Source organism: Nocardia cyriacigeorgica GUH-2 (assembly GCF_000284035.1).
GTDB classification, from domain to species: Bacteria; Actinomycetota; Actinomycetes; order Mycobacteriales; family Mycobacteriaceae; genus Nocardia; species Nocardia cyriacigeorgica_B.
On sequence record NC_016887.1, the window covers coordinates 3,194,742 to 3,217,604 of the forward strand.

General features: G+C 64.6%; 20 protein-coding genes. 11 read left to right on the forward strand and 9 right to left on the reverse strand.

Going from position 1 to position 22,863, the window contains the following annotated elements:
* The gene (locus NOCYR_RS14330; RefSeq protein WP_014351102.1) at window positions 1-636 is read right to left on the reverse strand and encodes a class I SAM-dependent methyltransferase; all 636 of its coding nucleotides are present in this window, start codon (window positions 634-636) and stop codon (window positions 1-3) included.
* A 218-nt stretch (window positions 637-854) separates the two neighbouring features.
* Between NOCYR_RS14330 and NOCYR_RS14335 the strand changes: the two genes are divergently transcribed.
* Window positions 855-1,862 (forward strand): tyrosine-type recombinase/integrase, encoded by a 1,008-nt coding sequence (locus NOCYR_RS14335; RefSeq protein ID WP_014351103.1) that lies wholly within the window; start codon window positions 855-857, stop codon window positions 1,860-1,862.
* A 225-nt stretch (window positions 1,863-2,087) separates the two neighbouring features.
* On the opposite strand, the gene NOCYR_RS14340 is transcribed toward NOCYR_RS14335, so the two are convergent.
* A complete protein-coding gene (locus NOCYR_RS14340; RefSeq protein ID WP_048833361.1) occupies window positions 2,088-3,050 on the reverse strand; it encodes a PASTA domain-containing protein in 963 nt (320 codons plus the stop codon).
* Between the two features lie 621 nt (window positions 3,051-3,671).
* Here NOCYR_RS14340 and NOCYR_RS14345 point away from each other — a divergent pair.
* Window positions 3,672-4,199 carry a hypothetical protein gene (locus NOCYR_RS14345; RefSeq protein WP_148280639.1) on the forward strand — a complete coding sequence of 176 codons (528 nt, stop codon included), beginning with the start codon at window positions 3,672-3,674 and terminating at the stop codon, window positions 4,197-4,199.
* A gap of 156 nt (window positions 4,200-4,355) precedes the next feature.
* Here NOCYR_RS14345 and NOCYR_RS29280 read toward each other — a convergent pair whose 3' ends face one another.
* From NOCYR_RS29280 to NOCYR_RS14375, 6 genes are all read right to left on the reverse strand, one after another.
* The gene (locus NOCYR_RS29280) at window positions 4,356-5,273 is read right to left on the reverse strand and encodes a YncE family protein (protein WP_148280640.1); all 918 of its coding nucleotides are present in this window, start codon (window positions 5,271-5,273) and stop codon (window positions 4,356-4,358) included.
* Between the two features lie 466 nt (window positions 5,274-5,739).
* On the reverse strand, window positions 5,740-6,087 hold the full coding sequence (locus NOCYR_RS30800; protein ID WP_330981628.1) for a LuxR C-terminal-related transcriptional regulator: 348 nt from the start codon (window positions 6,085-6,087) through the stop codon (window positions 5,740-5,742).
* Between the two features lie 71 nt (window positions 6,088-6,158).
* Window positions 6,159-7,250: a hypothetical protein gene (locus tag NOCYR_RS14360; protein WP_014351108.1), complete on the reverse strand. Its 1,092-nt coding sequence runs from the start codon at window positions 7,248-7,250 to the stop codon at window positions 6,159-6,161.
* Entirely contained in the window at window positions 7,235-8,407 is a 1,173-nt protein-coding gene (locus tag NOCYR_RS14365) for a sensor histidine kinase (protein WP_231855929.1), read from the reverse strand. The genes NOCYR_RS14360 and NOCYR_RS14365 overlap by 16 nt, the downstream gene beginning before the upstream one ends.
* 8 nt (window positions 8,408-8,415) lie before the next feature.
* Window positions 8,416-9,135, reverse strand: coding sequence for a response regulator transcription factor (locus NOCYR_RS14370; protein ID WP_048834169.1), 720 nt, complete (start codon window positions 9,133-9,135; stop codon window positions 8,416-8,418).
* 351 nt (window positions 9,136-9,486) lie between these two features.
* Window positions 9,487-9,999, reverse strand: coding sequence for a hypothetical protein (locus tag NOCYR_RS14375; protein ID WP_048833363.1), 513 nt, complete (start codon window positions 9,997-9,999; stop codon window positions 9,487-9,489).
* Here NOCYR_RS14375 and NOCYR_RS29880 point away from each other — a divergent pair.
* The 7 genes from NOCYR_RS29880 (at window position 9,932) to NOCYR_RS14405 (ending at window position 17,650) form a co-directional block, all read left to right on the forward strand.
* On the forward strand, window positions 9,932-10,180 hold the full coding sequence (locus NOCYR_RS29880) for a hypothetical protein (protein ID WP_162471524.1): 249 nt from the start codon (window positions 9,932-9,934) through the stop codon (window positions 10,178-10,180). The genes NOCYR_RS14375 and NOCYR_RS29880 overlap by 68 nt on opposite strands.
* Window positions 10,181-10,216: 36 nt before the next feature.
* Window positions 10,217-12,478 carry a sensor histidine kinase gene (locus tag NOCYR_RS14380; RefSeq protein ID WP_014351113.1) on the forward strand — a complete coding sequence of 754 codons (2,262 nt, stop codon included), beginning with the start codon at window positions 10,217-10,219 and terminating at the stop codon, window positions 12,476-12,478.
* Complete coding sequence (locus NOCYR_RS14385) at window positions 12,475-13,146, forward strand: LuxR C-terminal-related transcriptional regulator (protein WP_014351114.1); 672 nt, start codon at window positions 12,475-12,477, stop codon at window positions 13,144-13,146. The genes NOCYR_RS14380 and NOCYR_RS14385 overlap by 4 nt, the downstream gene beginning before the upstream one ends.
* Before the next feature lie 435 nt (window positions 13,147-13,581).
* The gene (locus NOCYR_RS14390) at window positions 13,582-13,995 is read left to right on the forward strand and encodes a hypothetical protein (RefSeq protein WP_148280642.1); all 414 of its coding nucleotides are present in this window, start codon (window positions 13,582-13,584) and stop codon (window positions 13,993-13,995) included.
* Between the two features lie 544 nt (window positions 13,996-14,539).
* Window positions 14,540-15,577, forward strand: a complete 1,038-nt coding sequence (locus NOCYR_RS14395; protein WP_014351116.1) for a hypothetical protein — start codon at window positions 14,540-14,542, stop codon at window positions 15,575-15,577.
* 269 nt (window positions 15,578-15,846) lie between these two features.
* A complete protein-coding gene (locus NOCYR_RS14400; RefSeq protein WP_231855930.1) occupies window positions 15,847-16,494 on the forward strand; it encodes a DUF4352 domain-containing protein in 648 nt (215 codons plus the stop codon).
* Between the two features lie 88 nt (window positions 16,495-16,582).
* Window positions 16,583-17,650, forward strand: a complete 1,068-nt coding sequence (locus NOCYR_RS14405) for a GmrSD restriction endonuclease domain-containing protein (RefSeq protein WP_014351118.1) — start codon at window positions 16,583-16,585, stop codon at window positions 17,648-17,650.
* Window positions 17,651-17,915: 265 nt separating this feature from the next.
* On the opposite strand, the gene NOCYR_RS14410 is transcribed toward NOCYR_RS14405, so the two are convergent.
* Window positions 17,916-19,118 (reverse strand): IS256 family transposase, encoded by a 1,203-nt coding sequence (locus NOCYR_RS14410; RefSeq protein WP_197538421.1) that lies wholly within the window; start codon window positions 19,116-19,118, stop codon window positions 17,916-17,918.
* A gap of 142 nt (window positions 19,119-19,260) precedes the next feature.
* On the opposite strand from NOCYR_RS14410, the gene NOCYR_RS14425 reads away from it, so the two are divergent.
* Complete coding sequence (locus NOCYR_RS14425) at window positions 19,261-21,069, forward strand: ATP-dependent nuclease (RefSeq protein ID WP_014351119.1); 1,809 nt, start codon at window positions 19,261-19,263, stop codon at window positions 21,067-21,069.
* Complete coding sequence (locus tag NOCYR_RS28410; protein ID WP_081505404.1) at window positions 21,066-22,793, forward strand: UvrD-helicase domain-containing protein; 1,728 nt, start codon at window positions 21,066-21,068, stop codon at window positions 22,791-22,793. Before NOCYR_RS14425 ends, NOCYR_RS28410 begins: the two co-directional genes overlap by 4 nt.
* Window positions 22,794-22,863: the final 70 nt, after the last annotated feature.

Consider the following 22,863-nt stretch of genomic DNA (forward strand, 5'->3'; position numbering starts at 1 on the left):
CTATCCGGGCTTGCGGGCCAGCACCCGGAACACGACACCACCGCGTCCGGTCCGGTCGGTGAAGTCGATGCCGAACCCGGCATCGGTGAGATAGCCGACCGGCTCACGGGTCAGATAATCCGCCGCCACCCGCACCGCCAGCGGCTCGACCCACCGCATCACCGCCGCCACCGCCCGCGACCGCGCCGGACCGTGCTCAACCGCGACGAACACCCCACCAGGGCGCAACACCCGCCACGCCGCCCGCGCCGCGACCCCCGGATCCGGGATCGTGCAGAACGTGTAGGTCGAGACCACCGTGTCCGCCGAGGCATCGGGCAGATCGAGCTGCTGCACATCACCCCGGCGCAGCTCCACCGGCACCGCCGCCGACCGCGCCCGCGCGAGAGTGAGCATCGGCTCCGACAGATCGACCCCGATCAGCCGGGTCACCCCGGCGCCGTAGAGCGGCAGATTCAGCCCGCTGCCCACACCGATCTCGACCACCTCCCCGCGGGCCTGCTCGACCGCCCACCGGCGGGCACCACCGAGCAGGAACCGTTCCGACCAACCGATCTGCCGGTCGTACCCGGTAGCAAGGCGATCGAACACCCGCTCCACATGACCCAGTTCGTCACCCGCAGCCTTGCCCGACATACACCAAATCAACCACTCCAGACCGGCCCAGCACATCGGGGAACGCCCTGAAATCCGGCCTACCCCGGGCTGGGCACGCCGCCACCGCCGGAACATCGATACCCCAGATAACGGCCTGTTATCCGGGGTATCGTGGCACTCGACCTGCGGCGGACCCGCTCCACCGGATACTCGAAGCGGCCCCGTTATCCGGGGCAAGCACTGACGAGGGGGATCCGATGGCCGCGAAGGTGACCCGGCTACGCACCGCCCCGGCGCGCACCCTGCGCTCGGCAGCCGAAGCGTTCCTCGACACGATCGCCTCGGCGAACACCCGCCGCGCCTACGGCCACGCGATCGTCAAGACCGTCGACCAGCTCGACGGCCGCGGCCCCGACGGGCTCATCGGCGCCAGCCGCGCCCTGGACTCGGTCACCGACGCCGAAATCGGCGCCGCGCTGGAAACCCTGTGGGGCGACGCGGCGGTCAACACCTGGAACGCGCGCCGCGCCGCGGTCGGCAAATGGCTGAGCTGGTGTACCGAACAGGGCTGGACCGCACCGACGCTCCCGACCTCGGCCGGGAGGTCGACACCACCGGACTCCGAGACCCCGGTCCGTTCGCGCGCCGCGATCGACCGGCTCATCGGCCGCCGCGATGTTCACCTGCGGGAGAAGACGCTGTGGCGGATGCTGTACGAAACCTGCGCCCGCGCAGAAGAACTCCTCCAGCTCAACATCGAAGACCTCGACCTCGCGGCACGGTGCGCGGCGGTGAAGTCCAAGGGCGCCAAACCCCGCACCCGCCGACGCGGCGCCACCCACCACGAACACGTCCTCGAAAACGTGTACTGGGACGCCGGCACCGCCCGCCTACTGCCCCGGCTCATCCGCGACCGCACCCGCGGCCCGGTCTTCGTGACCCACCGCCGACCAGGGCCCGGCAAATACCTCGCCGACCGCGACGTCTGCCCCGACACCGGCCTCGCCCGGCTGTCCTACGACCAGGCCCGCGACCTACTCGACGCCGCCACCGCCATCGGCGGGCCCGGAACCGGCTGGGACCTGCACGAACTACGCCACTCCGGCCTGACCCACCTCGGCGAATCCGGGGCCAGCCTGCTGGAACTGATGGCCAAGTCCCGCCACCGCAAGGCCGAGAACCTGCGCCGATACTTCAAACCGTCCCCACAGGCGATGCGCGAGCTGACCTCGATCCTGGGCCCGGGAGCCGAACGTCGACGCTGACCAGCAGCTACGCCATATCCGCCCGAAATTCGGCCGATACTACGGCGACCCCGACCCCATTGTTGCCCTTTTCTCCCATGGAGCCTGAGGTATCGACCACCATGAGTACCGGGGCATCACGAGAGGTGTCAGGGACGGCGGATGCGGGCGACGGCCGCGCAGCACCGAACAGGGTGCCCAGCATCACGAGTAGTACTGCGACCGTCAGGGCCGTCGTTCGCATCCTCATTCATCCTCTGTGAGTGCGACGATGCCGTCGCGGCTGCCACGCACCGTTCCGGTGACCGTGACGGTATCCGGGTCACCGCCAGTTGGCGTGACAACGATCATGAATTGCAGCGCACCGGTAGTCACGGCCCCGAGGTCAGCGGTCGCGCCATAGGCAACCTCGGTCTCGCCCGCCGGCCGGCCGTCGACGTAGATGGCCACGCGGACCGAGCTCCCGGGCTTCGCATCCGTGGGAAGGCCGAAGGTGAGCTCGATTTCATCGACGGCACGAGCGAACTCCCAGATGGGACCCTTCGGCTCGGATCCCCGACGATTATTCACCCGGCACGACAAAGCATTGTCCTTACGGGCACCTGCCTGCGTGTAGCTGCCCGCAGCACAGGCATTCTCAGTTGCTTCGACATCCGCGAGGTAGGCGGTGGCAGCGGTGTCGGCGACAGTGACGGTGACGGTCTCGGGAAGTGGCGATCCCGCCGGTGGTTCGATTCCCAGCACGGCGCCGGGTGCCGAACCGCGCGCATAGCGACGTACCACGTTCGCTTGAACTCCCAGTTCGAGTAACTGCGCCCGGATTTCGGTTTCGGTACGGCCGTCTACGGCAGGAACGGCCGCCGGAGCAGATATCGTCAGTCGCACTACATCCGGAACTGCCGTTCCGAAGGCTGGCTGCTGCTCGATCACGATGCCGGACAGGCCCGCATGTGGACGGCTTTCGGTATCCACCCGCGCGCCGCCCGCAGCGGAGTCGGCGAGTACCTGCCGCGCCACTGGTTCGCTGAGTCCACGCACGTCAGGCATCATCGACCCGAGTTGTTCGTCTTCGGATTCCGACGGCACCGGCGCTGGCGACGACAGGGCCGACGAAGCGCTGTGAGCGATCCGCTCGTTGTTGGCCCAGAACCCGGTCGTGAGGCCGGTACCGAAAAGTCCCAGCGCCGTCAGAACCACTGCGATGGTCACAAGGGTGCGCCGTTGTGCTCGAGGGTGCCGACTGTACATCGCTCTCCGATTCTGTTGTCCCCGCCGTAATTTCCCACGGGTGCGTGTAGCAGTCGGGGCTAGGAGCTCCGGCACCGCAGGCTCTTGGGCTATGACACCGCCCGAGTTTGTCGGGGCTACTGATGCTAGTCGCATCGAACAGCAGCGGGAATCGGTTGTTCGACCGACAGGCGACCAGGCCTCTTGGAGAGCCGTTTTAATCGGCTCCCCGGGCCAAAACCGGAGACGGTCCGTACGGGAGTGCCGTAACCGCGCCGGTGGACGAGTTGCGTCCGTCGTGCACCAACACTGGATGTGGGTACACCCTCACCCTGCGATCCCCCGGTGGAACACCGCCGAGTACACACATCACGCGATTCCGGAAAGAAGGGATCTATTCGCTGGTCTCAACGTTGCTTGCCTGAGCTCTCCAAGACGGATACTTTGTCCCTCATCCACCATTGGTCACCGATCAGAGAGACTTCAATGGCTCACCCATCAAGAGCTGTGCTCTGCGCAGCCGCTGTCACGCTCGCGCTTGCCCTGGGGGGTTGTGGCAGCACGGATTCATCTGGTCGGCCGACGGCTAGCAGCTCCGCCAACGTGCCGGCATCGTCGGCAACACCGACCCTCCGGCACCTGACCCAGGACATGCTCCTGCCACAACACGACTTCCCGGCAGGCGATTTCCACCTGTCGCCGATCGAAACCATCAGCGGGCAGGATCAGGTGATAGATACCTGCGACCCCGCGGGCTGGGTTCATGAGGGAGAGCAGGAAACCGCCGCCAATGTCTCCGCCGTCGCCCCGGGCGGCACTGTCAAATATGCGATCGAATTGTTCACCGTCCAGACCGATCCCGGATTGACCACATGGGAAAGGGAGTGTCTGCCCTACGACCGGGAGGGGCTCGTATTCCGCGGAGCCGACCTTACCGGGACGCCGGAATGGGCGGTCGCAACCGAATCCACCCGGCAAGGCAGTGAATCGTCGATGTATTCGATCTGGGGTTACCACCGAGGTGTGCTTGTCCACGCCTCCGTCAGCGGCAAACGTGACGACCTCGCACCAGATGCCCAGGCAATCGTGCCAAGACTGTTCGAGGCGCAGATCGCACGCCTCAACCGCTGAAAATGCTGGTGGGTAAATCGAACTCAACGGAGTAGCGCGTGGTCTTCGAAATCCTGACGATCCGTCCTCCAATCCCGGGTTGTCAGGTGGGTCGGACCGAGCGCAGTGAGTGTCTGCTTGCAGATGGTGAATAGTTCAGCTCAAGGATAGCTGTCACTATTCGAACCTGATGACCGACAGGGCCTTGTCGGGATTGCTCGATACATAGACGGTTCGCCGATCCGACGTGGTGGCGATGCTATTGGGCGCGACGTCGACCGGCACTCGCCTGAGAATACTGCCGGTCTCAGGATCAATCACCAGCAGACCGCGGTTTTCGTAGTCTGCAACGAGCAGCGTGCCGCCCGGCCCGATGGCCATCGATCCGTCTTCCCACTCGATTTCACGCTCAGTCACACTCGCGCTGGTCCCGGTGGAGATCGTCCACATCACGCCGTCAGAAACGACGAAGGCGCGTCCTCGCTCGGAATCGACTACCGTCTCCAGCGAACTGCTCGCGGATCCGACCGACCGGGAGCGGTCGAGGGCGAGGGTCTGAGCTGAAACAAACGCGGCGTTGCCCCAGCCGGCGATCAGCACACTGTGCGTGTTCGGATCTACGTCGATGTCGTATGCCGCGAACGGCAGTTCGATCGTGGTGATCTCTTCCCGTGTACGAGTGTCGAACACGGTCAACCAGGCGCGTGAGTCGGGAACCTTGGTCTGATCATCGGGCCGGTTCACCACAAACGCCCGGTGAGCAAGCGCATCGACACCAACTGCGATGGCGGGGAACTCTACCTCGACCGAGCCGATCACCTGTTTGGTCTGTGTGTCGACGATATTGACTGTGCGATCTTCCGGCGCGTTGGAACGGCTGTTGCCACTGACCCAGGCAGTGCGATTTACTCGATCGAAAGCGATGTCATCAGCTCCAGGGTCTACCCGGATGCGGTGCATGGGTGCGTTCGACTGCTGCTCAAAAACAAGGATCTCGTTCGACGCCAGGACGTACACTTCACCGGTCGAGTCGTCGAGTTCGACGCTGGACGGCCATGTATCGATCGTCAGTCTCTCTGGTGGGCCAGTCGACACGGCAACGCCGACTGGTCGGCTCGTCGCCGTTCGACTGCTGCCTGCGGCGTCAGGTTGCTCAGTCGAACACCCCGTGGTCACTCCGATGGCTAACGCCAAAACGAACGCAGGCAGAGGAGTGTGTCGGGCTTTCATGGTGCCTCTCTTCGATTTTCGCGCTCATCTAGCGTCATGTCCGGTGCAGTTGGGCACTGGCGCTGGCCGACGGGAGGCCCGTCAGAGTCACATATCACCGGTTGCTCATGAGCATTCTCGGTCCCAGACCAGTTCGGAGGTATCGGTCGAATGACAGACACAGAGTGTGATAAGCCTGATGGCGCGGAAGGAATAAGCCACGTCAGCAGCTAGCGCTAGGCGCACCCATTCTGGCCGATATGCCGCTCGGGGTGTGGCTTACGAGGGAAGCCCGCCGGTCTTCCTGGGTCGCGGAGGCCAACTCGGACCAGGTGACCGCCGGGGCCGGGTATCAGAATTGATCGAGGGTGACCAGCCCGTCTTGCAGCGCCCGTGCCAGCAGAGCGGCTTTGGTGGGGGCCGGGCGTCCGACTGCCGCGTATTTGTCTCGGATCCGGGCTATGTGCGTCATGACTGTGCTGGAGGAGAGGTAAAGTTTGCGGCTGGCGGCGTCCTTGCTGTCGCCGAGGAGCCACGCAACCAGCACCTGACGCTCCCGGCCCGATAGCCGTGGATCTGCCCAGTTCACCATTGGGGCCGCGACAGGACCGCCGTTGCGCAACGGGGTCCGGGGACGGTATGGGGGTGCAATCGTCGTCATCGGGCGCTCCACGTCTGTCGGTTCGTACGCCGACAACATCCGGTTCCCACGACCATCGGCGTTGTATCCCACGATACGAAACCGCAGGCTGTCAGGGAATTCCCTAGATTTCAGCCCTCGAAGTCAAGGGCATCGTTTGGCATAGCAACAGGTCGTTCGTCCAAGTCCGATCGGATGACGCCGTCCTCGGTGATTTCGATCCGCAACTCCGCGGCGTCGCGGACAAGGATCGCCACGAGATTGCTGCGTCCTGGCGGCAACGTCCGGACGGTGACGGCACCCGCTTGGGCATAGTCGAGCGCATCGCAGACGACGGTGCGCACCAACTGCCGTAGTGTCTCATCGGCGCGTTCGAGTCCACCGCTGTCATCGAGCGCGACCTTCACTCCACGGGCGCGAGCAGCCCTCGCCCGCTGGGCTACTTCGTCGTCGACCAGCTGCCCTCCGACGATGACATCGCGTAGCTCTGCCTCGACCAGCCGGCATTCGTACTGCTCCTCGACAGAAAGCGTACGGCCGGAAGAGATGATCTCCAGCAACGGCCGGGCAGTTCTATCGAGACGTGCCAGCCGATGGTCTCGCTCCTGTTGGATCGCCAGCGCAGCCGCTTCGGCGGCCGCGGCTTCGGTCTCTTGTCTACGCAGGTTGAGAATGGACCGGGCTCTCGGCCGCACCACTTTGGCGAACACAGTCGCCATTAGCAGAGGGATGAAATTGATGAAGGAGAAACCGATCCCCGTCATCGCGCCCTGACCGGTTCGGGCCGACCACATTCCGCAAATGGCAACATGTGCGAGGGTGGCAACCCAGGCCAGCGATGTCGCACCGCGAACGCACAGGAAGTTCAAGTACGCCGAAGTGGCACCAACGAACCACAGTTGGGTGGACGTGTCGAGCGGCACGCGAAGCTGGGAAACGGCAACGGCAGTCCCGAGCGGTGTGGCGGCGGCCAGCGTGATCGCCCACCGCGTGGGCAACGGATCGCCAGGAACCAGCATGGTCCCCCACCCGGCGGCCAGGATGATCGTGGCTGCGAGTGCCAGGAGCCACAGCTGCCCGATATCGGTTGCGGCGGTGAAAACCATGACAATAATCGTGACGCTGAACGCGCCTGCGAGCAGCCACGCGAACGGCGTGCGCATCCCCAGGACGTCACGGACATCCTCGAGCCGGCCGTCGCCCCGAATCATCGCGGTGCCCATCCCAGCTTCACGCGACAGCCTTGTCCGGGGGCCGATATGACCTCGGCGCGCCCGCCGGCCACCTCCGACAGCCGATCGATAATGCTGGCCCGCAAGCCCAATCGATGTGGCGGAACCGCTCGAGGGTCGAACCCTATGCCATTGTCTATGATCTCGACCTGCACCCCATGGTCGCCAAGTGCAAGAACAACTTCGCAGTCTGCCGTTCCGGCATGCCTTTTCCAGTTACGCAGCCCCTCGCCGACCGCGGCTGTCATCGCGGTCGCCACCTCGGCGGGGATCTCCGCCACGTCGGAGGCGTCGTGTTCGACTCGAAGTGGCACCCTGTCGTCGATTTCGCTGATTACTGCCCGGACGCGCGCTATCAAACCCTCGCGGCCGATGGTGTCGGACACCGGCCGTCCCGCATGAAGGTAGTTGAGGTCATCAATCGTATTCCGTGCGTAGTCAGCCAGAATGGCCGAATTCGGTGACCGCGAGGCTTCGAGCAACGTGGCGATCACGCCATCGTGAGTCAAAGCGTCGAAGCGGTGGCGTTCGAACCGACGCGCCTGCGCTGCCGCTGTGGCCGAGGCGACCGCGAGCGCCGATTGCCTCGTCTCGTCCAGCATGCGCCCGACCCGGACCAACATGACGCATGCAGCACACGGGAGCGCCGAATAGGTGAAAGCGAACATGACCTCTGGAATGAACGGGGTGTTCACCGACGGGTCCCGCGCGAGCGTCCCCACGATTTGGCTCAGAAGCGCTGCGGCGACCAAGTAGACGAAAGGGACGAAACGCCAGAACAGCGACAGCGCCAATGACGGCAGGCCGGGTATCCAGACCAGCCAGAATCCTTCGTCCGTCGGCAGTGTCACCCCCGTGTGCACCAGTGGCCAGGTCGCCGCCGCTGCAACATAGGCAAACGCGAAGACGACGGACGCCCTCCGCGCCACGTCGAACCGATAGCGCCAGGCGGCGGCGGCGACGAGCACCGCGGGTGAGAACACCGCGAGGTATGAAATCGGCGTCCACCACCACGCGGCCAGAAACGCCTGGGACGACACGCGCGGCAGCACCAATAATCCGTAGAACAATCCTCCGGAGCCGACGAAGATCCCCGCACCACGCAGCAGCCGGGTCTCGTTGTTGAGCCCGCCGTCCAACGCCTGCACAGACGAAGTCACCGGTTCCGGCGCTTGCCGCGGATGAAACCGTCCGCTTCGGCTGCGCGGTACAGGTCGATGCGGGATTTGACCGGCCGTCCGGCTTCGGCGTATTTGCGTCGGATCCGCCCCAGGTAGTCGTTGACCGTGTACTCCGACAGCCCCAGCTTCCTCGCGACCGCGCCCGCAGTCTCGCCGTTCGCATACAGCTCGAGTACCTGCCGCTGACGCGGCGGCAACTCGAAACTGGTGAGGTCGGGGTCGGAGTCGATAGCTGACGCCCAGGTCGTGGTTGCCACGGGCCGCCCGGACGCGGCGGCCCGAATCATCGCGATCGTCTTCTCGATCGGATCACTCTTCAACGCCACACCGAGCACCCCGGCCCGAGCAGCCGATCGGATCAGATCACGCCAATCACCGGTGGTGTAGACGACGGTACCGATCCCGTGCTGCCGCAGCGTCTCCACATTGGCCCTAGGGCTCGATCCGTCAGCCAACCGCAAATCCAAGATCGCCAGGTCCAAATCGGTCGACTGGGCAAGAAGCTCACTCACGGTGGGCGCCATTGCGACAACGGACAGGTCCGGCTGCTCCGAGAGCACCGCAGCGAGCCCGACGGCCATAGCCTGGTGGTCTTCGACATACCCGATCCGCCTGACGCGCCCCGGCTGGGCGTACTCCCCCGGGAGCTCCGTGACGGCGATGCCGGCCAGAGCCAGGATGCGGCGAATCCCCATATCGGAATTGAACAGCACACACACGCGCAAACCAAGACGCCGGGCCAGGTACCGCAGCCTGTTTTCCATCCGTACCCCGCCAGAACGCATGTTTCCGACTCTCGGAGTGCACGATGGAAGGCGTCTGGATGCCTAGATCCGGGGGTGCATCCGCAGAGTGGGCTGATGAAAGGCGATGACTATTTAATCGCTGCATTCCATGGCAACCACAAGCGACACCAGCGCGTAACCGATGGTGCTCGTGAGCGCTCGCATCGCTGCCGCCACCCCTCGCGGGCGGTAGCAATGCGAGCACCTGACGTCCTAGCCTGTGATTCGGCAGCACATGCAACGCTCGTTGCGCGAACTCGATTAGCGGATCGGGCAGTTGACGGTGTACTCCCAGTCCGTGCCGCCTGGACCGGTGACACGAACCAGGACCGATGTCTCGGTACCCGGGGGCAGCGCGACGACGACCGATCCGGTTCCCTGGTTGATGTCGTCGCCGATGTAGCCGGTGTTGTGGACGAGGCCGCCCTGGTAGAACACTTCGATCTGGTCGGGGATGTCGTAGGTCTCGTACGCCAGGACGAAGGAGGTGGGTCCGCTCGTGCCGAGGTGGTGCACAGTTTCGGTGACACCGGCACCGCCGGACTGGGTCGACTGGTTGCACGGCTTGGACCGCGGTATGGACGACCCGCTTCCGCCGCTACCGCTACTACTGCCGCTGTCACTGCTTCCGGAACTTCCCGTGCCGGGTGCTGCAGCGACCCCTGCCGCACCTACGAGCGTGATCGCCGCCGCCACTGTCATGGTCGTGGCCACGGTGCGACCCGCACGAATTCCAATTCTCTTTGTCACCAACATGTTTGCCTCGCAGATCATCGAAACGATTCGTCGAATACGAGCGTGGCAGAATCCTCATGACGCGGGTATCGGTCGTTCATCCGACAACGGCCGGCCGCGCCCGGTCGTCGTGGTCGTGGGATTGATCCTCGGCGTCGCTGCGGCAAAGCGCGTCACGATCCGGGCGTGCGCGCTCGCCCGTCGTGGCAGTATCGGCTGATCGACGGATACCGTCGCGATGCCGAAGGGACTAGTGATGCCGCCAGCGCAGCTCGAGACGCGGCGCATCACCGTCGAGCGGGTCGTCGCGCGGACCGAACGTATCGGCGTCACGGTGCTGTCCGGGGTGAACTCTGTGGTCGCACTCGCCTGTCTGCTCGGCGGCGATGTCGGCCGGGGCGGGCTCGCGGTCAATGTCGGGTTGCTGGGTTGGTCGTTGTGGCGGTTGTCGCGCCCCCGCATGGGGCAATGGTGGCGGCTTGCCGACCTCGCGGTGGTGTCGGTGTACTTGTTGTCCACACCGCTGCTGGTCGACGGGCCCGAGTTCACGACCGCTGCCAGTCCGATGTTGGCTGTCGCGGGGACGGCGGTCATCTCGTTCTCGCTGGCCACGGCCACGATCCGGTCGCTGGGCGCGACCGTCGTGGTCATGGTGGCCTGGGCTGTCGGCGCTGCCGGCGTCGACGGGGTCGGCAACCCGCTGGCGATATTCAGCCTCGACTTCTTGCTCGTCGAATGGGCGATGGCGGCATTGCTGCGCCGCCTGGTTGTGCGGGCGGCGGCCGCGACCGATGACGGGTTCGAACAGTTGGATCGGTCCCGCATCGCCGCCGAGGTCGCCGAAGCGCGTGCCAAAGCCGAGCGGGAGATGTGGGCCACGATGCACGACACGGCAGCGTCGACGCTGACCATGCTCGGACAAGGAGTGTGCGCGGACCCGGCCCGGCTACGCAGACAGGTGCAACGCGATGTGCGGGCCGTGACCGCCGAGCCGGTGTTCCTCACCGAATCCGGCACCGTCGACGTCGTGCCCTTGATACGAGCGGTCTGCGAGGACACCGTGACGCCGGTCCGATTGACCGCGCCCACGTCACTGGTGCTCGACTCGACCGTGGGACAGGCGCTGGTCTCGGCGACGCGGGAGGCGCTGACCAATGTCGACCGCCACGCCCATGCCCGGTCGGCCACCGTCGACATCACTGACGATCATGTCGGTATCGGTGACGACGGCGTCGGATTCGACAGCAGTGACATCGAACCGAGACGGCGACGTCACGGGATCCGCGGATCGATGATCGGGCGCATCACCGACATCGGGGGCACTGTCGAGATCGACTCGGCGCCAGGGAGAGGCACGCAGGTGATCCTGCGCTGGGCCCGCGAGGACGACTCCGCAGCCGGTCAGCCGGATGCGTTCGATCACTCGCGTCGCCTGCTGCGCGGTTACGGATACGGACTCGTCGCGATCGCGGGCATCGTCACCGCACTGCAGGGCCTGCGCGCACTATCCGCCGACCATCCGGTGGCGCAGCTGGCCGTGATGGCGGTGGCGTTGGCCGCGGTCCTCGCGGCCTGGATCGATATCCGTGTCGGACTGCCCCCGCTGGTCTGGTGGGCGACCGTTCTCGCCGTGATCGTGGCTGTCCCGATCCAAGCGCTGCTGCTCTCGCCTGAGCAGTTGTCCACCGGCGCCAACTGGGCGGTCGCGGCGCTCGGTTGGCAGATCGCGGCACTGGCCTACACCCGCCCGCGCGCGCTCTCCATGACGTTGCTCTGCGCGCTCTGGCTGAGCGGCGCCGTCGTGATGCTCGCGCGGGCCCCCGCCACGGCGAACATTGCCGAACTCGTCTACACCATCGCCAGCGTGCTGGTCATGCAAGCCACCGCAATCGGTTTCACCGCATTCCTCCAGCACGCGGTCACCCGCACCAGCCAACTCCGCGCCGCCATCACTGATCTGCAACTGCGCACCACGCTGACCGAAACACTGCGACGAGATCACCGCGCCCGGCACCGCCAGCTGTCGATCACCCTGGTCCCGCTCCTGCACCGCCTCGCCAACGAACCCGACCCCGCCGCCGACCCGGCACTGCGAGCGGCATGCGTCATCGAATCCGCGCGCCTGCGAAGGATGTTCGGTGGCCACGACGAATCTGGGCACCCGCTGGTCGAGGAATTGCGTCCCGTCATCGACGCGGCAGAACGCCGCGGCGTCGCGGTCGCGCTGCACGTCAGCGGCGAGCTACCCGCCCTCACACCCGCCGAACGCACCCGACTGCTGTCCGCGCCGGTCACGCTGCTCACCGCTGCCCGGGCCCGCGCACGCGTGGTCTTCACCGGATCGACACCGGAGCAGCCGTTCCCGACCATCAGCATCGTCTGCGACTGCGACGACACCGTCCGCGCCACCGCGACCACCATCGCCCCCAACAGCGACATCACCACCGACGAGCAGCTCACCTGGGCAACGTTCACGCTCGATCCCGCCCCGCGACCACTCGAGGAGACAACGCCGTGACCGGCGAGCCGACCACCCCCGTCACCGCCGCGATCATCGACGACCACGAGGTCGTCCACGACGGAATCGCCGGCTGGTGCGCCACCGCGCAACCACCCATCATCCTCAAAGGCAACTACCACGACCCCGGCGACTTCCTCACCGACCCCGCCTGCGACCCCACCACAATCGACGCCGTCGTGCTCGACCTCCAGTTCGACCAACGCGCACCCGACCTGTCGGCGCTGGCCACGCTGTGCCAACGCGGATTCCGGGTCCTGGTGTTCTCCCAGCACACCCGCTCCGACATCATCCTCGACTGCCTCGAACTCGGCGCCGTCACCTACCTGTCCAAAGCGGAAGGGCGCGAACACCTCGTCGCCGCCATCCACGCCGCCCGCTCCGACCGCCCCTACCTCAGCCCCACCATGGCCCAAGCCATGACCGAAGATATCCGCCACACCCGCCCCGCCCTGTCCCCACGGGAACGTGAAGTCCTGCTCGCATGGTTCCAAACCGAATCGAAAACCCTCGTCGGACAACGCCTCTACATCACCACCGGCACCGTCAACACCCATCTCGAACGCATCAGAACCAAATACGCCCAAGCCGGACGCCCCGCCCCAACCAAAGCAGCCCTCGTCGCCCGCGCCATCCAAGACGGACTCATCACCGCCGACGAACTCTGAACCGCCGACGGCATCGTCCTCGCCGCGATCACGTCACCGAGGTGATTGCGATGCTCGGTCCCGATCAGGCGAGCTCCACATTCGATTCCAGCCGTCATTAGCAGACATTGCAGTCCACGGGTAGAGGTAGAACAACGGATATTCGCATCGACGCTCTGGATGCCAGCATCAAGAAGATTGTTTGTTGGCCTGCCCCTGCCGTGGCAGGTATGCGCCTCGGTAGGGCCCCGTTTGATGGAGTGCCTCTTGTCAGCGTGTGATGCGGTGGAAGCGAGCAAATCGCACGATCGATCTCTGCCGGCCCGCCGACGTCGTTGGCTGTCGACCACCGTGCTGGTCGCGACGCTGCTCACGGGATGCGGACAATCGAGCGACTCGACCCCAAGCGAAGCTCGACCTTCCGGTCCAGCCAGCGAATCCCGGTCCGGTCAACGCGTGCCCGAGGTGACTGCAACTGGCGACTGCCGTTCCATGTACCAAGACAATCCGACCTACGATAAGCTGATCGCCGACGCCATCAGCTCCGGCCCCGGCCACCAGTCCGCGCAAACGGGCGAGCAAGACCTGCGTGCCGGAATTGCCGCTGTTCCCGCCGGCGGGATGCGGAACTTCATCCTCGCCACCTGTGCGTTGAACGGAACCAGTACTCCCCGGGCAGGATCGGACACACCCATCGGCGGTGGCAGCGTCGCGGCCGATGCCCAAGGCGTGCTCGTGGCCGTCGGCGAATGTCATGCACTCGGTGCCCTCTACCGAAGCTCCGAACCTTCGGGCATCAGCCGCACCGACTACTTCGTCCAGGTACTCGGCGAGAAAGGCCGGATCCAGGTGCAGTATCTCTGCCCGTAAACCGTGAAGCCGCTCCAGCACGGCCGCCCCCTCCGTGCTCAGATGCGCAGACGGCGTCCCCTGGGCGAATCCATGACCCGGCAACCACCAACTATCGATGTCCGTTGAACGCCGGACAGGCCCAGGGCGAGCTCGCCGTTACCGTTTTTGCACTACGACCGCCCCCGGCCTCGCGACACCGCCCGGCCATCTCTGGGCATCAACAGGACGAGGACAGAAAATGCGCACCTTCCGGTGGTCGACCCCAGTCGGGATCGCAGTGGCAGCGACCGTGCTGGTAGCCGGCTCAGCCTGCACGAACACGCCACCACCTCGAGCGGCAGAGACAACACCAACGGCGCCGGCCACCACAACAGCCACGCCCACCCCGACCTCCGCCGGCCCCGTCACTGTCGCCAACCCGAAACACCTGCCCGTCTCGTTCCGTCGGGGCGTGATGGCGTGGTACTGCAATCACCAGTTCAGCGGCCCGTACAAACCTGAACCGGCAGTGCTGCGGTTGTCGCACAACCCCAACCGCGCGTATGAGATTCCTGCGCCGACCATGCCGAACGAAACCGTCGACCAGGGCGACACCGACACCTGCGCGACCACCGGTGAAGGCGGCGATCTGCGAGTCGTCTACGCGGCTACATCGTTCAAGGCGTCGTCCGGGCTCGAGCCCGAGGCCCACAGCCTCTCGCTCATCTCTTACCGCCTCGGCCAGAGCGCACCCGCTACACGAGTCACCGTGTGGTCGGGCCGCGACCGCCCCGTGGCCGTCAGCTTGCGAGGCACCGCGTCCGGTGTAGCGGTCTCGTTCGACATCTACGGGGTGAACAGCCCCCAGGTGAAAGGCTACGAGGGCACCGATCTGCGCGAGGCATGGTCCATGCCCGGCACAGTCGCAGCCTCGACGAACAAGACCTACGTGGTCACCACACCAGGCGAATGCACGGCCTGCCCAGACAAATGGGTAATCCTCGCAGCCAACGGATCAGTGCTCCACGAACCATCGACCACCATCGCCGTCCCCCTCGATCTGGTCACCGACTACGGATACGGGCTCGAAAGCCCGGACGGCATGCTGTGGTTCGACGAGGCCGCCGGCCGCATCCCCGACGGGGCAGCAGGAGCACTGCGCAACGCCAGCGGGCTGCTCCCGGACCCGATGAGCCCGATGATGGTCGTGAAGTACTCCGAAGCCGGAAAACCCATGTTCAAAGTGCTCGACCGCACAACTTGGCAGGAGCGGCTCGTCATCGACACCGACCGCACCGCGGGCCTGCGAATCGACAGCGTCGCTCTCTACGACGGGCACCTCTACATCCGCAACTCCTCGGACTCGCCGGTGATCAGAGTGTCCGACAGCCAAGTGGTCGCCAAAGGATGGCAGGTGCTACCCGTCGGACGCATCGGCGATACCACCGTCCTGGCCCACGCCCCTGCCGCAGTCGGCTCCAGCAACTGCGTCGAGGACACCCTCGTACTCGACGGCACCTCCCACCACCCCGGGAAGCCCAACATCTACGGGCTGTCGACCTGCACCGAGTTCACCGTCGTGCCCGACGTCGACGGCAAGTTCCCCGGCCCCCGATACTGACGATCCCGGCCCCACGAAACAGGCGAAAACCCCGGGGCGAAGCGTCCAGGCGAGCCGCACACACGCGACGAGATACCGGCCGGCTGCCGTCCTGCCCTCGACGCACCTATGGGCGGACATCGCAATGTAGCCGGCCGATCGAGACCGCTCGCGGGCTGACCCAGGGCTTGTTCAACAAGTTGTGAGATCTCTGTAACACATTGTTAACCAGGGCAGATCTATTTGCCGAACGGCAACCGCCGCGCCACCACAGATGAGGGACAACGACATTGGCTACACCGCAGTACCCGCCCCATGGCTCGGTTCCACCCGGCGGATACCCACCACCGCCCAAGAAGAAGAGCAACACCCTCGTTATCGTGCTCGCGGTCATCGGCGCGGTCATCGTGCTCTGCGGGTTCGGCGGCTGCGTCGCGGCACTGTCCAGCGACGACTCCGACGACACGACCAGCACGACAACCATCACCGCCCCGGCGCCCGGCGAACCTTCACCCGCCGCTGAACCTCCGAAGTCCGACATCGCCCCGGCCGGATCCGCGGTCCGCGACGGCAAGTTCGAATTCGTCGTCACCGCCGTCGACGCCCCGGTCAAGACCGTCGGTGACAACCCGTACCTCCAGAAGACCGCACAGGGCGAATACATCCTGGTGCACATCAACGTCACCAACATCAGCGACCAGCCTCAGACCTACTTCGCCGACAACCAGAAACTGATCGACAGCCAAGGCCGCAAGTTCGGCAACGACACCATGGCCGCGATCAACGTCAACCCCGAAACATCCATCGGATCACCGATCAACCCCGGCAACACCCTCCCGGTAACCATCGCCTTCGACGTCCCACCCGGCACCGTACCGGCAGCCCTCGAACTGCACGACTCCATGTTCTCCGGCGGCGCCAAGGTATCGCTCCAATAGCGACCATCCGTCAGCTGCCCCGGCCACACCACCGTGACCGGGGCAATTCGCCGTACCCATCACCACCTCACGAGGAACTACGTTCGAAATGGGCAGACAACAGCAGCCGTGGCGACCCGGGCAGAAAAGGCTCGGCTGGAGGGCCTGGACCACTATCGGTGCGGGGACATTCGTCGCCGCCACCGCGGTCGGGCTCAACGCCGAGAGCACCGAAACCACCAACACCGCCGCACTATCCACCGCCATACCCGCCTCGACCGCAGCCCCTGCCACCACCGACGTCAGTCCGCCGCCCGGAACCCAGACCCGTGCGGCCGCTCCCGTGCACGAAACCGCACCCAGCCAAGCTCTCGCGGCACTGGCCGCGCTACCGGTCAAAGGCCGAGCGCCGAAAATCGGATACGATCGCGAACTTTTCGGCCAGAGCTGGTCCGATGATGTCTCTGTCGCGGGAGGACACAACGGCTGCGACACCCGCAACGACATCCTCAACCGCGACCTCACCAGCACAACCCACAAGGCCGGCACCCGCAACTGCGTCGTCCTCACCGGCACACTCAACGACCCCTACACCGGCACCGTCATCACCTTCCAGCGCGGCCAAGACACATCGACCGCGGTACAGATCGACCACGTCGTCGCACTGTCGGACGCCTGGCAGAAGGGCGCACAGCAACTCAGCGCCGACGAACGGCAGAACTTCGCCAACGACCCCCGCAACCTGCTCGCTGTCGACGGCCCCGCCAACCAACAGAAGGGAAACGGCGACGCCGCCACCTGGCTACCGGCGAACAAGGCCTTCCGCTGCCAATACGTCACCATCCAGATCGAGGTAAAGACCGCCTACCGACTCTGGATCACACAGCCCGAGAAAGACGCCATGGCCCGCGTCTTGAACAGCTGCACCGACGGTCCCGCTGTCACTCCGTCTGCCGAATCCACGACCTCGAACACGCAACTACCACCGCCGCCACGTTCGGCACCAGAACCGACAACCGCACCCGATCCCCCCATCGCTCCCCCACCCACACAAGCCAGCGTGTACTACGCGAACTGCGCGGCCGCCCGAGCTGCCGGCGCCGCCCCGCTCCACCGCGGCGACCCCGGATACAGCGCCAAACTCGACCGAGACAACGACGGCGTCGCCTGCGAATGAACGATCTGGCATCCAGCCCTCCGGCGCAGGGCAGCATGTGACGGACCCGCAACGCACACATGCCGTCGTGGCACCAATACTGCTGCACGTTGGCGGGTACTGCAGCCAACCACACATGCCGTATCGCAACGCATGGACAGCTGCGCGTCGCACTCCAGACCTGCACCCCATGCCGAAGCGGCGAGGCAACAACTCCGATCACCCTGCCGGCGCCCAGGACACCAGGGTGTGTCCAGTTAACGGCTGATCTTGGTTGTCGATGACTTCAGCTGGTGGGGGTCATGCGGCCTTCGAAGGCGATCTGGAAGGCGTTCAGCGGGGCCTTCCAGCGCATGGTCCATCGTTTTCGGCCCTTGCCGGTCGGATCGAGACTCATCAATGCCATGTAGACGCACTTCAGCGCGGCGGTCTCGTTCGGGAAATGTCCTCGGGCGCGGACGGCTTTGCGGATGCGGGCGTTGACCGACTCGATCGCGTTCGTCGAGCAGATGACCTTGCGGATCTCGACGTCGAAGGCCAGGAACGGCACGAATTCGGCCCACGCATCGGACCAGAGCTTCACGATCGCGGGATACTTGCCGCCCCAAGCCTCGGAGAACTCGAGGAACCGCTCGCTGGCCGCGTCCTCGGTCGCTGCGGTGTAGACCGGTTTCAACGCTTTGGCGATCTTGTCCCAGTCCTGACGGCTGGCGTAGCGGAAACTATTGCGCAGCAGGTGAATGATGCAGGTTTGCACGACGGTCTTCGGCCAGACCGCCTCCACTGCCTCTGGTAGCCCTTTGAGGCCGTCACAGACGAGCATCAGCACGTCGGCCACGCCGCGGTTCTTCAGCTCGGTGAACACGTGCAGCCAGTACTTGGCGCCTTCACCGCCGTCGCCGGCCCAGATTCCGAGGATGTCGCGATGTCCCTCGACGGTGACCGCCATCGCCACATAGATGGGCCGGTTCGCGACCTGGCCGTCGCGGATCTTCACATTGATAGCGTCCACGAACACGACGGGATACACCGGGTCCAGCGGCCGGTTCTGCCATTCGGCCATCCCCTCGATCACCTTGTCGGTGATGACCGAGATCGTCTGCCGCGACACCTCGGCACCGTAGACCTCGGCCAGGTGCGCGCTGATCTCACCGTGGGTCAGGCCCTTGGCCGACAACGACAACACCATCTCGTCCACCCCCGACAACCGGCGCTGCCGTTTGCGCACGATCTGCGGCTCGAACGTGCCGGCAGTATCACGCGGCACCTTCACCCGCACAGGCCCGATGTCGGTGGTCACCGTCTTCGACCTCGTCCCGTTACGGCTGTTACCGCTGCTACGGCCGGCGGGATCGTGCTTGTCGTAGCCGAGATGGTCGGTGACCTCGCCCTCGAGCGCGGACTCGAGCACCCGCTTGGTCAGCTGCTGCAGCAGCCCGCCCTCACCGGTCAATTGCAGGCCGTCGGTGCGAGCCCGATCGACCAGCATCGCGATCAACTGCTCATCCGAAACCCCCGCCGCACCAGACGCGCCGACCTGCCCGGTCACGGCCTCTTCCTCGGCTGCGGTGTCACTCACTTGGCTTCTCTCCCTTGATCATTGAGATCCGCCGTTAATTAGACACTCCCGGGTGCAGCTGCGTCCAGAGGTGTCGGTTCTCGTAGGCGAGAACAACGCGGGCAAGACCACCGTGATCGACGCACTCCGTCATCTCACCGAGGCACTTGACGGGCGGCGGGGCGCGCCGCTTTCCGAGGGAGACGTGCACGACGGTTGTGAGCGAGACGAGCAGATCCATTTGAGCGCAGTCCTCGCCGACATCGCACCGCAGCAGGCAGGCACCTACCGCGACGCCTTTCTCCCTGGTGTCGCGGATGGCGGCGAGCGAACAGCAAAGTGGTCACTCACCTACACTCGACCGACGCTTGGCCGTCGGCGGGGCGTCGTGACTTGGCAACAGGGCGACGGACGCGACTTCCCAGGGGAACCAGCCGTGCGCACGGCGGTTCGCCATGTTCACCTTCCTGCACTTCGAGATGCCGTGCGAGACCTAGGCGTGGCAGGTGGTGCCCGGATACGCGTAATGCTGGAGGCCTTGCTGGGCGAGGAAGCGCAGGTCGATGCATTCGTCGAGCGGGCAGGCGGCATCTTCAGAACGCTCGCGGACGATGAAGCCGTGAAGAAGATCGGAAAGGCTGTAAACCAGCCTCTCGGCGCGATTACAGCCGGTGCGCACCGCCAGCATTCGGGGCTCACAGTAACCGATCCAAACCTAGCCGCAATCTCCCGTGCCCTACGGATGCTCCTGGGAGATGCCGAACTTCCCCTGGACGCGTCGATCGACATCTCCGGACTGGGCTACGCGAATGCCCTATACATCGCGACCGTCCTGGCCGAGCTCGAGACCGCGCGAGAATCGGATCTCACGCTGATTTTGATCGAAGAACCCGAAGCACATCTGCATCCTCAACTCCAGACGCTGCTATTGCGCTATTTGAAGCGTCGGTCTGCCGCGTCCCGTAGTCGCACCATCACCGATCCAGCGCAACCTGCCGGTCATATCCAGATTGTGATAACCAGCCATTCTCCGATCTTGTCCGCGGCGGTCAGCGTAGCGGACCTGGTCGTCATGGCTCGTCGACCGCGGGCAGCGTCTGCCGGCTGGCAGTCCAAGGCCATCGCCGTCGACGATCTCGGCCTGCTACCAAAGCAGGTCAAACAACTCGATCGATACCTCGACGCGACGAAGTCGGCGATGCTCTATGCATCGCGCACCATCCTGGTCGAAGGACTCTCCGAGGCGCTACTCCTGCCGAAGTTCGCGGAGCTCATCCTTGCCGCCGGCCCTGATTCATCCAAAGCGGAGCAGGCAGCGGCGCAGGAGGCGATCGATCGATTTCACGGCTCGTCGCTGATCTTGGTCGACGGTGTGGACTTTGATCCTTACTTGAAAGTGCTTCTTACACCAGTCGGCGGCGTTCGAATCGGTCAGCGCGTCGCTGTGATCACTGATACCGACAATTCGGACGCCCACGAGCCTTCCCGGGTCGAGAAGGCGCGAAGGCTCGCCACTCAGGTAAGCGCGGGGAGCGACGTGATGCGGGTGTTCCTGTCGCATCACACGTTCGAACCAACTTTGATGTGCCCGGAAAACGAGGAGCTGCTCCACGCAGCCTTCATCGAGTGTGCGCCGAAATCGGAGCATCGGTGGCAGGCCATCGCTGCGGCGGACGCCGAAGAGCGTCCTGAGCTGTTTCGACTGTTGTTCGTTTCAAAGAAAAAGGCGGAAGCCGCCCGAGGCGCACCGATCTCGAAAGCCGAATTCGCACACGCGCTTGCCGACAGGCTCACTCCTGATTGCGGATTCAAGGTGCCTGACAATCTTGTCCAGGCTATCCGTTACATCGCCCTGGAAACACCAGAGGGCGCGGCGGAATGACATCAGCCGTTCAGCTTGCCGTCGCTCAGCAAGAGCAAGTGATCGCAGCACCGGCACCCCTGTTCGTTCGTGCCTGCCCTGGAGCAGGTAAGACCCATGTCATCGTCTCTCGACACCTTCGCGGACCTGCTAATACGCTGCGTCACGGTCGTGCATTGTTATCGTTCACCCGTGCAGCGGCAGCACAGACGCGTCGACGTTGCTATCGAGAAGGCCGGCCAGACACAACGGAATTCCCCCACTACATAGGCACCCTCGATGCGTTCATCTGGGACCTGCTCGTAGAGCCGAACCTGCCATCTAACACCCGACTGCAGCGGATCGACAGCTGGGACCGGGTTGAGGCGGAAGTCAAACTTGACAGAACAGTACCTCTCAGCGCACTCACCTTCCAACGCGATTACCGGACCGGCCAGGAGACGATTCGTAAGGATCTTCTCAAACCGCGACATCGCGCTCAGATCGAAGCGAGTAAATACGCCTGGAGAGTCTGGGCTAAGAAGGCCTTCGACACGCGAAGGGCACAATACAAAGCTGGCTATGCGACCGGGCACGAAGCACGATTGCTGGCATTGTGCTATCTGGACCGCGGCGAGACTGTGACCGGCCCGCTGCGCTCCCGGTTCGCCGAAATAATCGTGGATGAGGTACAGGATTGCTCGGTCACAGATCTTGAAATACTCCAACGACTCCACACTGCCGATATTCCGATGGTTGCAGTAGGCGACCCCGACCAGATGATCTACGGATGGCGCGACGCTGACCCGGGCCGGCTTGAAATATTCGAACGCAGTTTGGGAAGCACGCTCAATCTCGTAGGAAACTGGCGCAGCTCGGTAACAGTCTGTCGGCTGGCTTCCACCCTGAGAACAGGTGACAGGGCACCTGATGTGGCAGTTCGCCCACCGAAAGCAGAGCACCCAACGCTCCTCCTGCCCACCCAATTTTCGACTAGTGAGCAGGCAAGACACAGCCGCACCCAGAGTCCGGTCATTGAGGCCTTTCTCGCGCATGCTGATAGACGCGGCATCAATCCCTCTGATTGTCTGGTCACCGCCTACGCGCGAATCGACCTCCCGACGCCCGGTCGCCGGCAGCCGGCAAATCAGGTCACCCTGCTAGCTCGCGCATGGCACGTAATCCAGTCCGGAACTGCCGATCCGGAAGCGTTGGACCACGCGTGCCTAGTTGCTAGCCGGTTCCTGCTCCGGTACTGGTACCCCGATCAGCCTGCAAATGGAAGCCTGCAGGCGCGGTGCAAAACCGCAGGTATCAACTATGGGGAACTCGGCCGCCACGCTTACGCATTCCTGAACAGCCTCCCGGTCCCGCACCCAGATTGGGCCAAGGATGTAAACACTCGCGCGAAGGCTTGGCCGCGGCCGCTGACAGCAGCACCCATCGGATCGAAGGGTCAGCTGCGCGCCAAGCTGGACGACACTGCACCCTGGACAGAGCCTTCTCAGTGTCGAATAGACAACATTGCCCAGGTGAAGGGCGACGAACATGCCGGCGTGCTACTGCTGATAACACCCGAAGACGCCGACACTCGATGGATCCACGGCGACCCTGAAACGGACGAACTCTTGCGAAACTGGTACGTCGCAGTGACCCGTGCTGAAAGCTTCGTCGCTCTCGCTGTGCGAGACAGGCACGTCACGGCAATCTCGAGTCACCTTGCAGCCGCGGGTGTGCCGATTGTGATCGACGATGACGGCCAGTGACCAGGGCGCCAAACCTCGGGGCTTAGCAACTCAGGCTTACTGTGTTCGACACGGCCGTGCTGACTTGGGG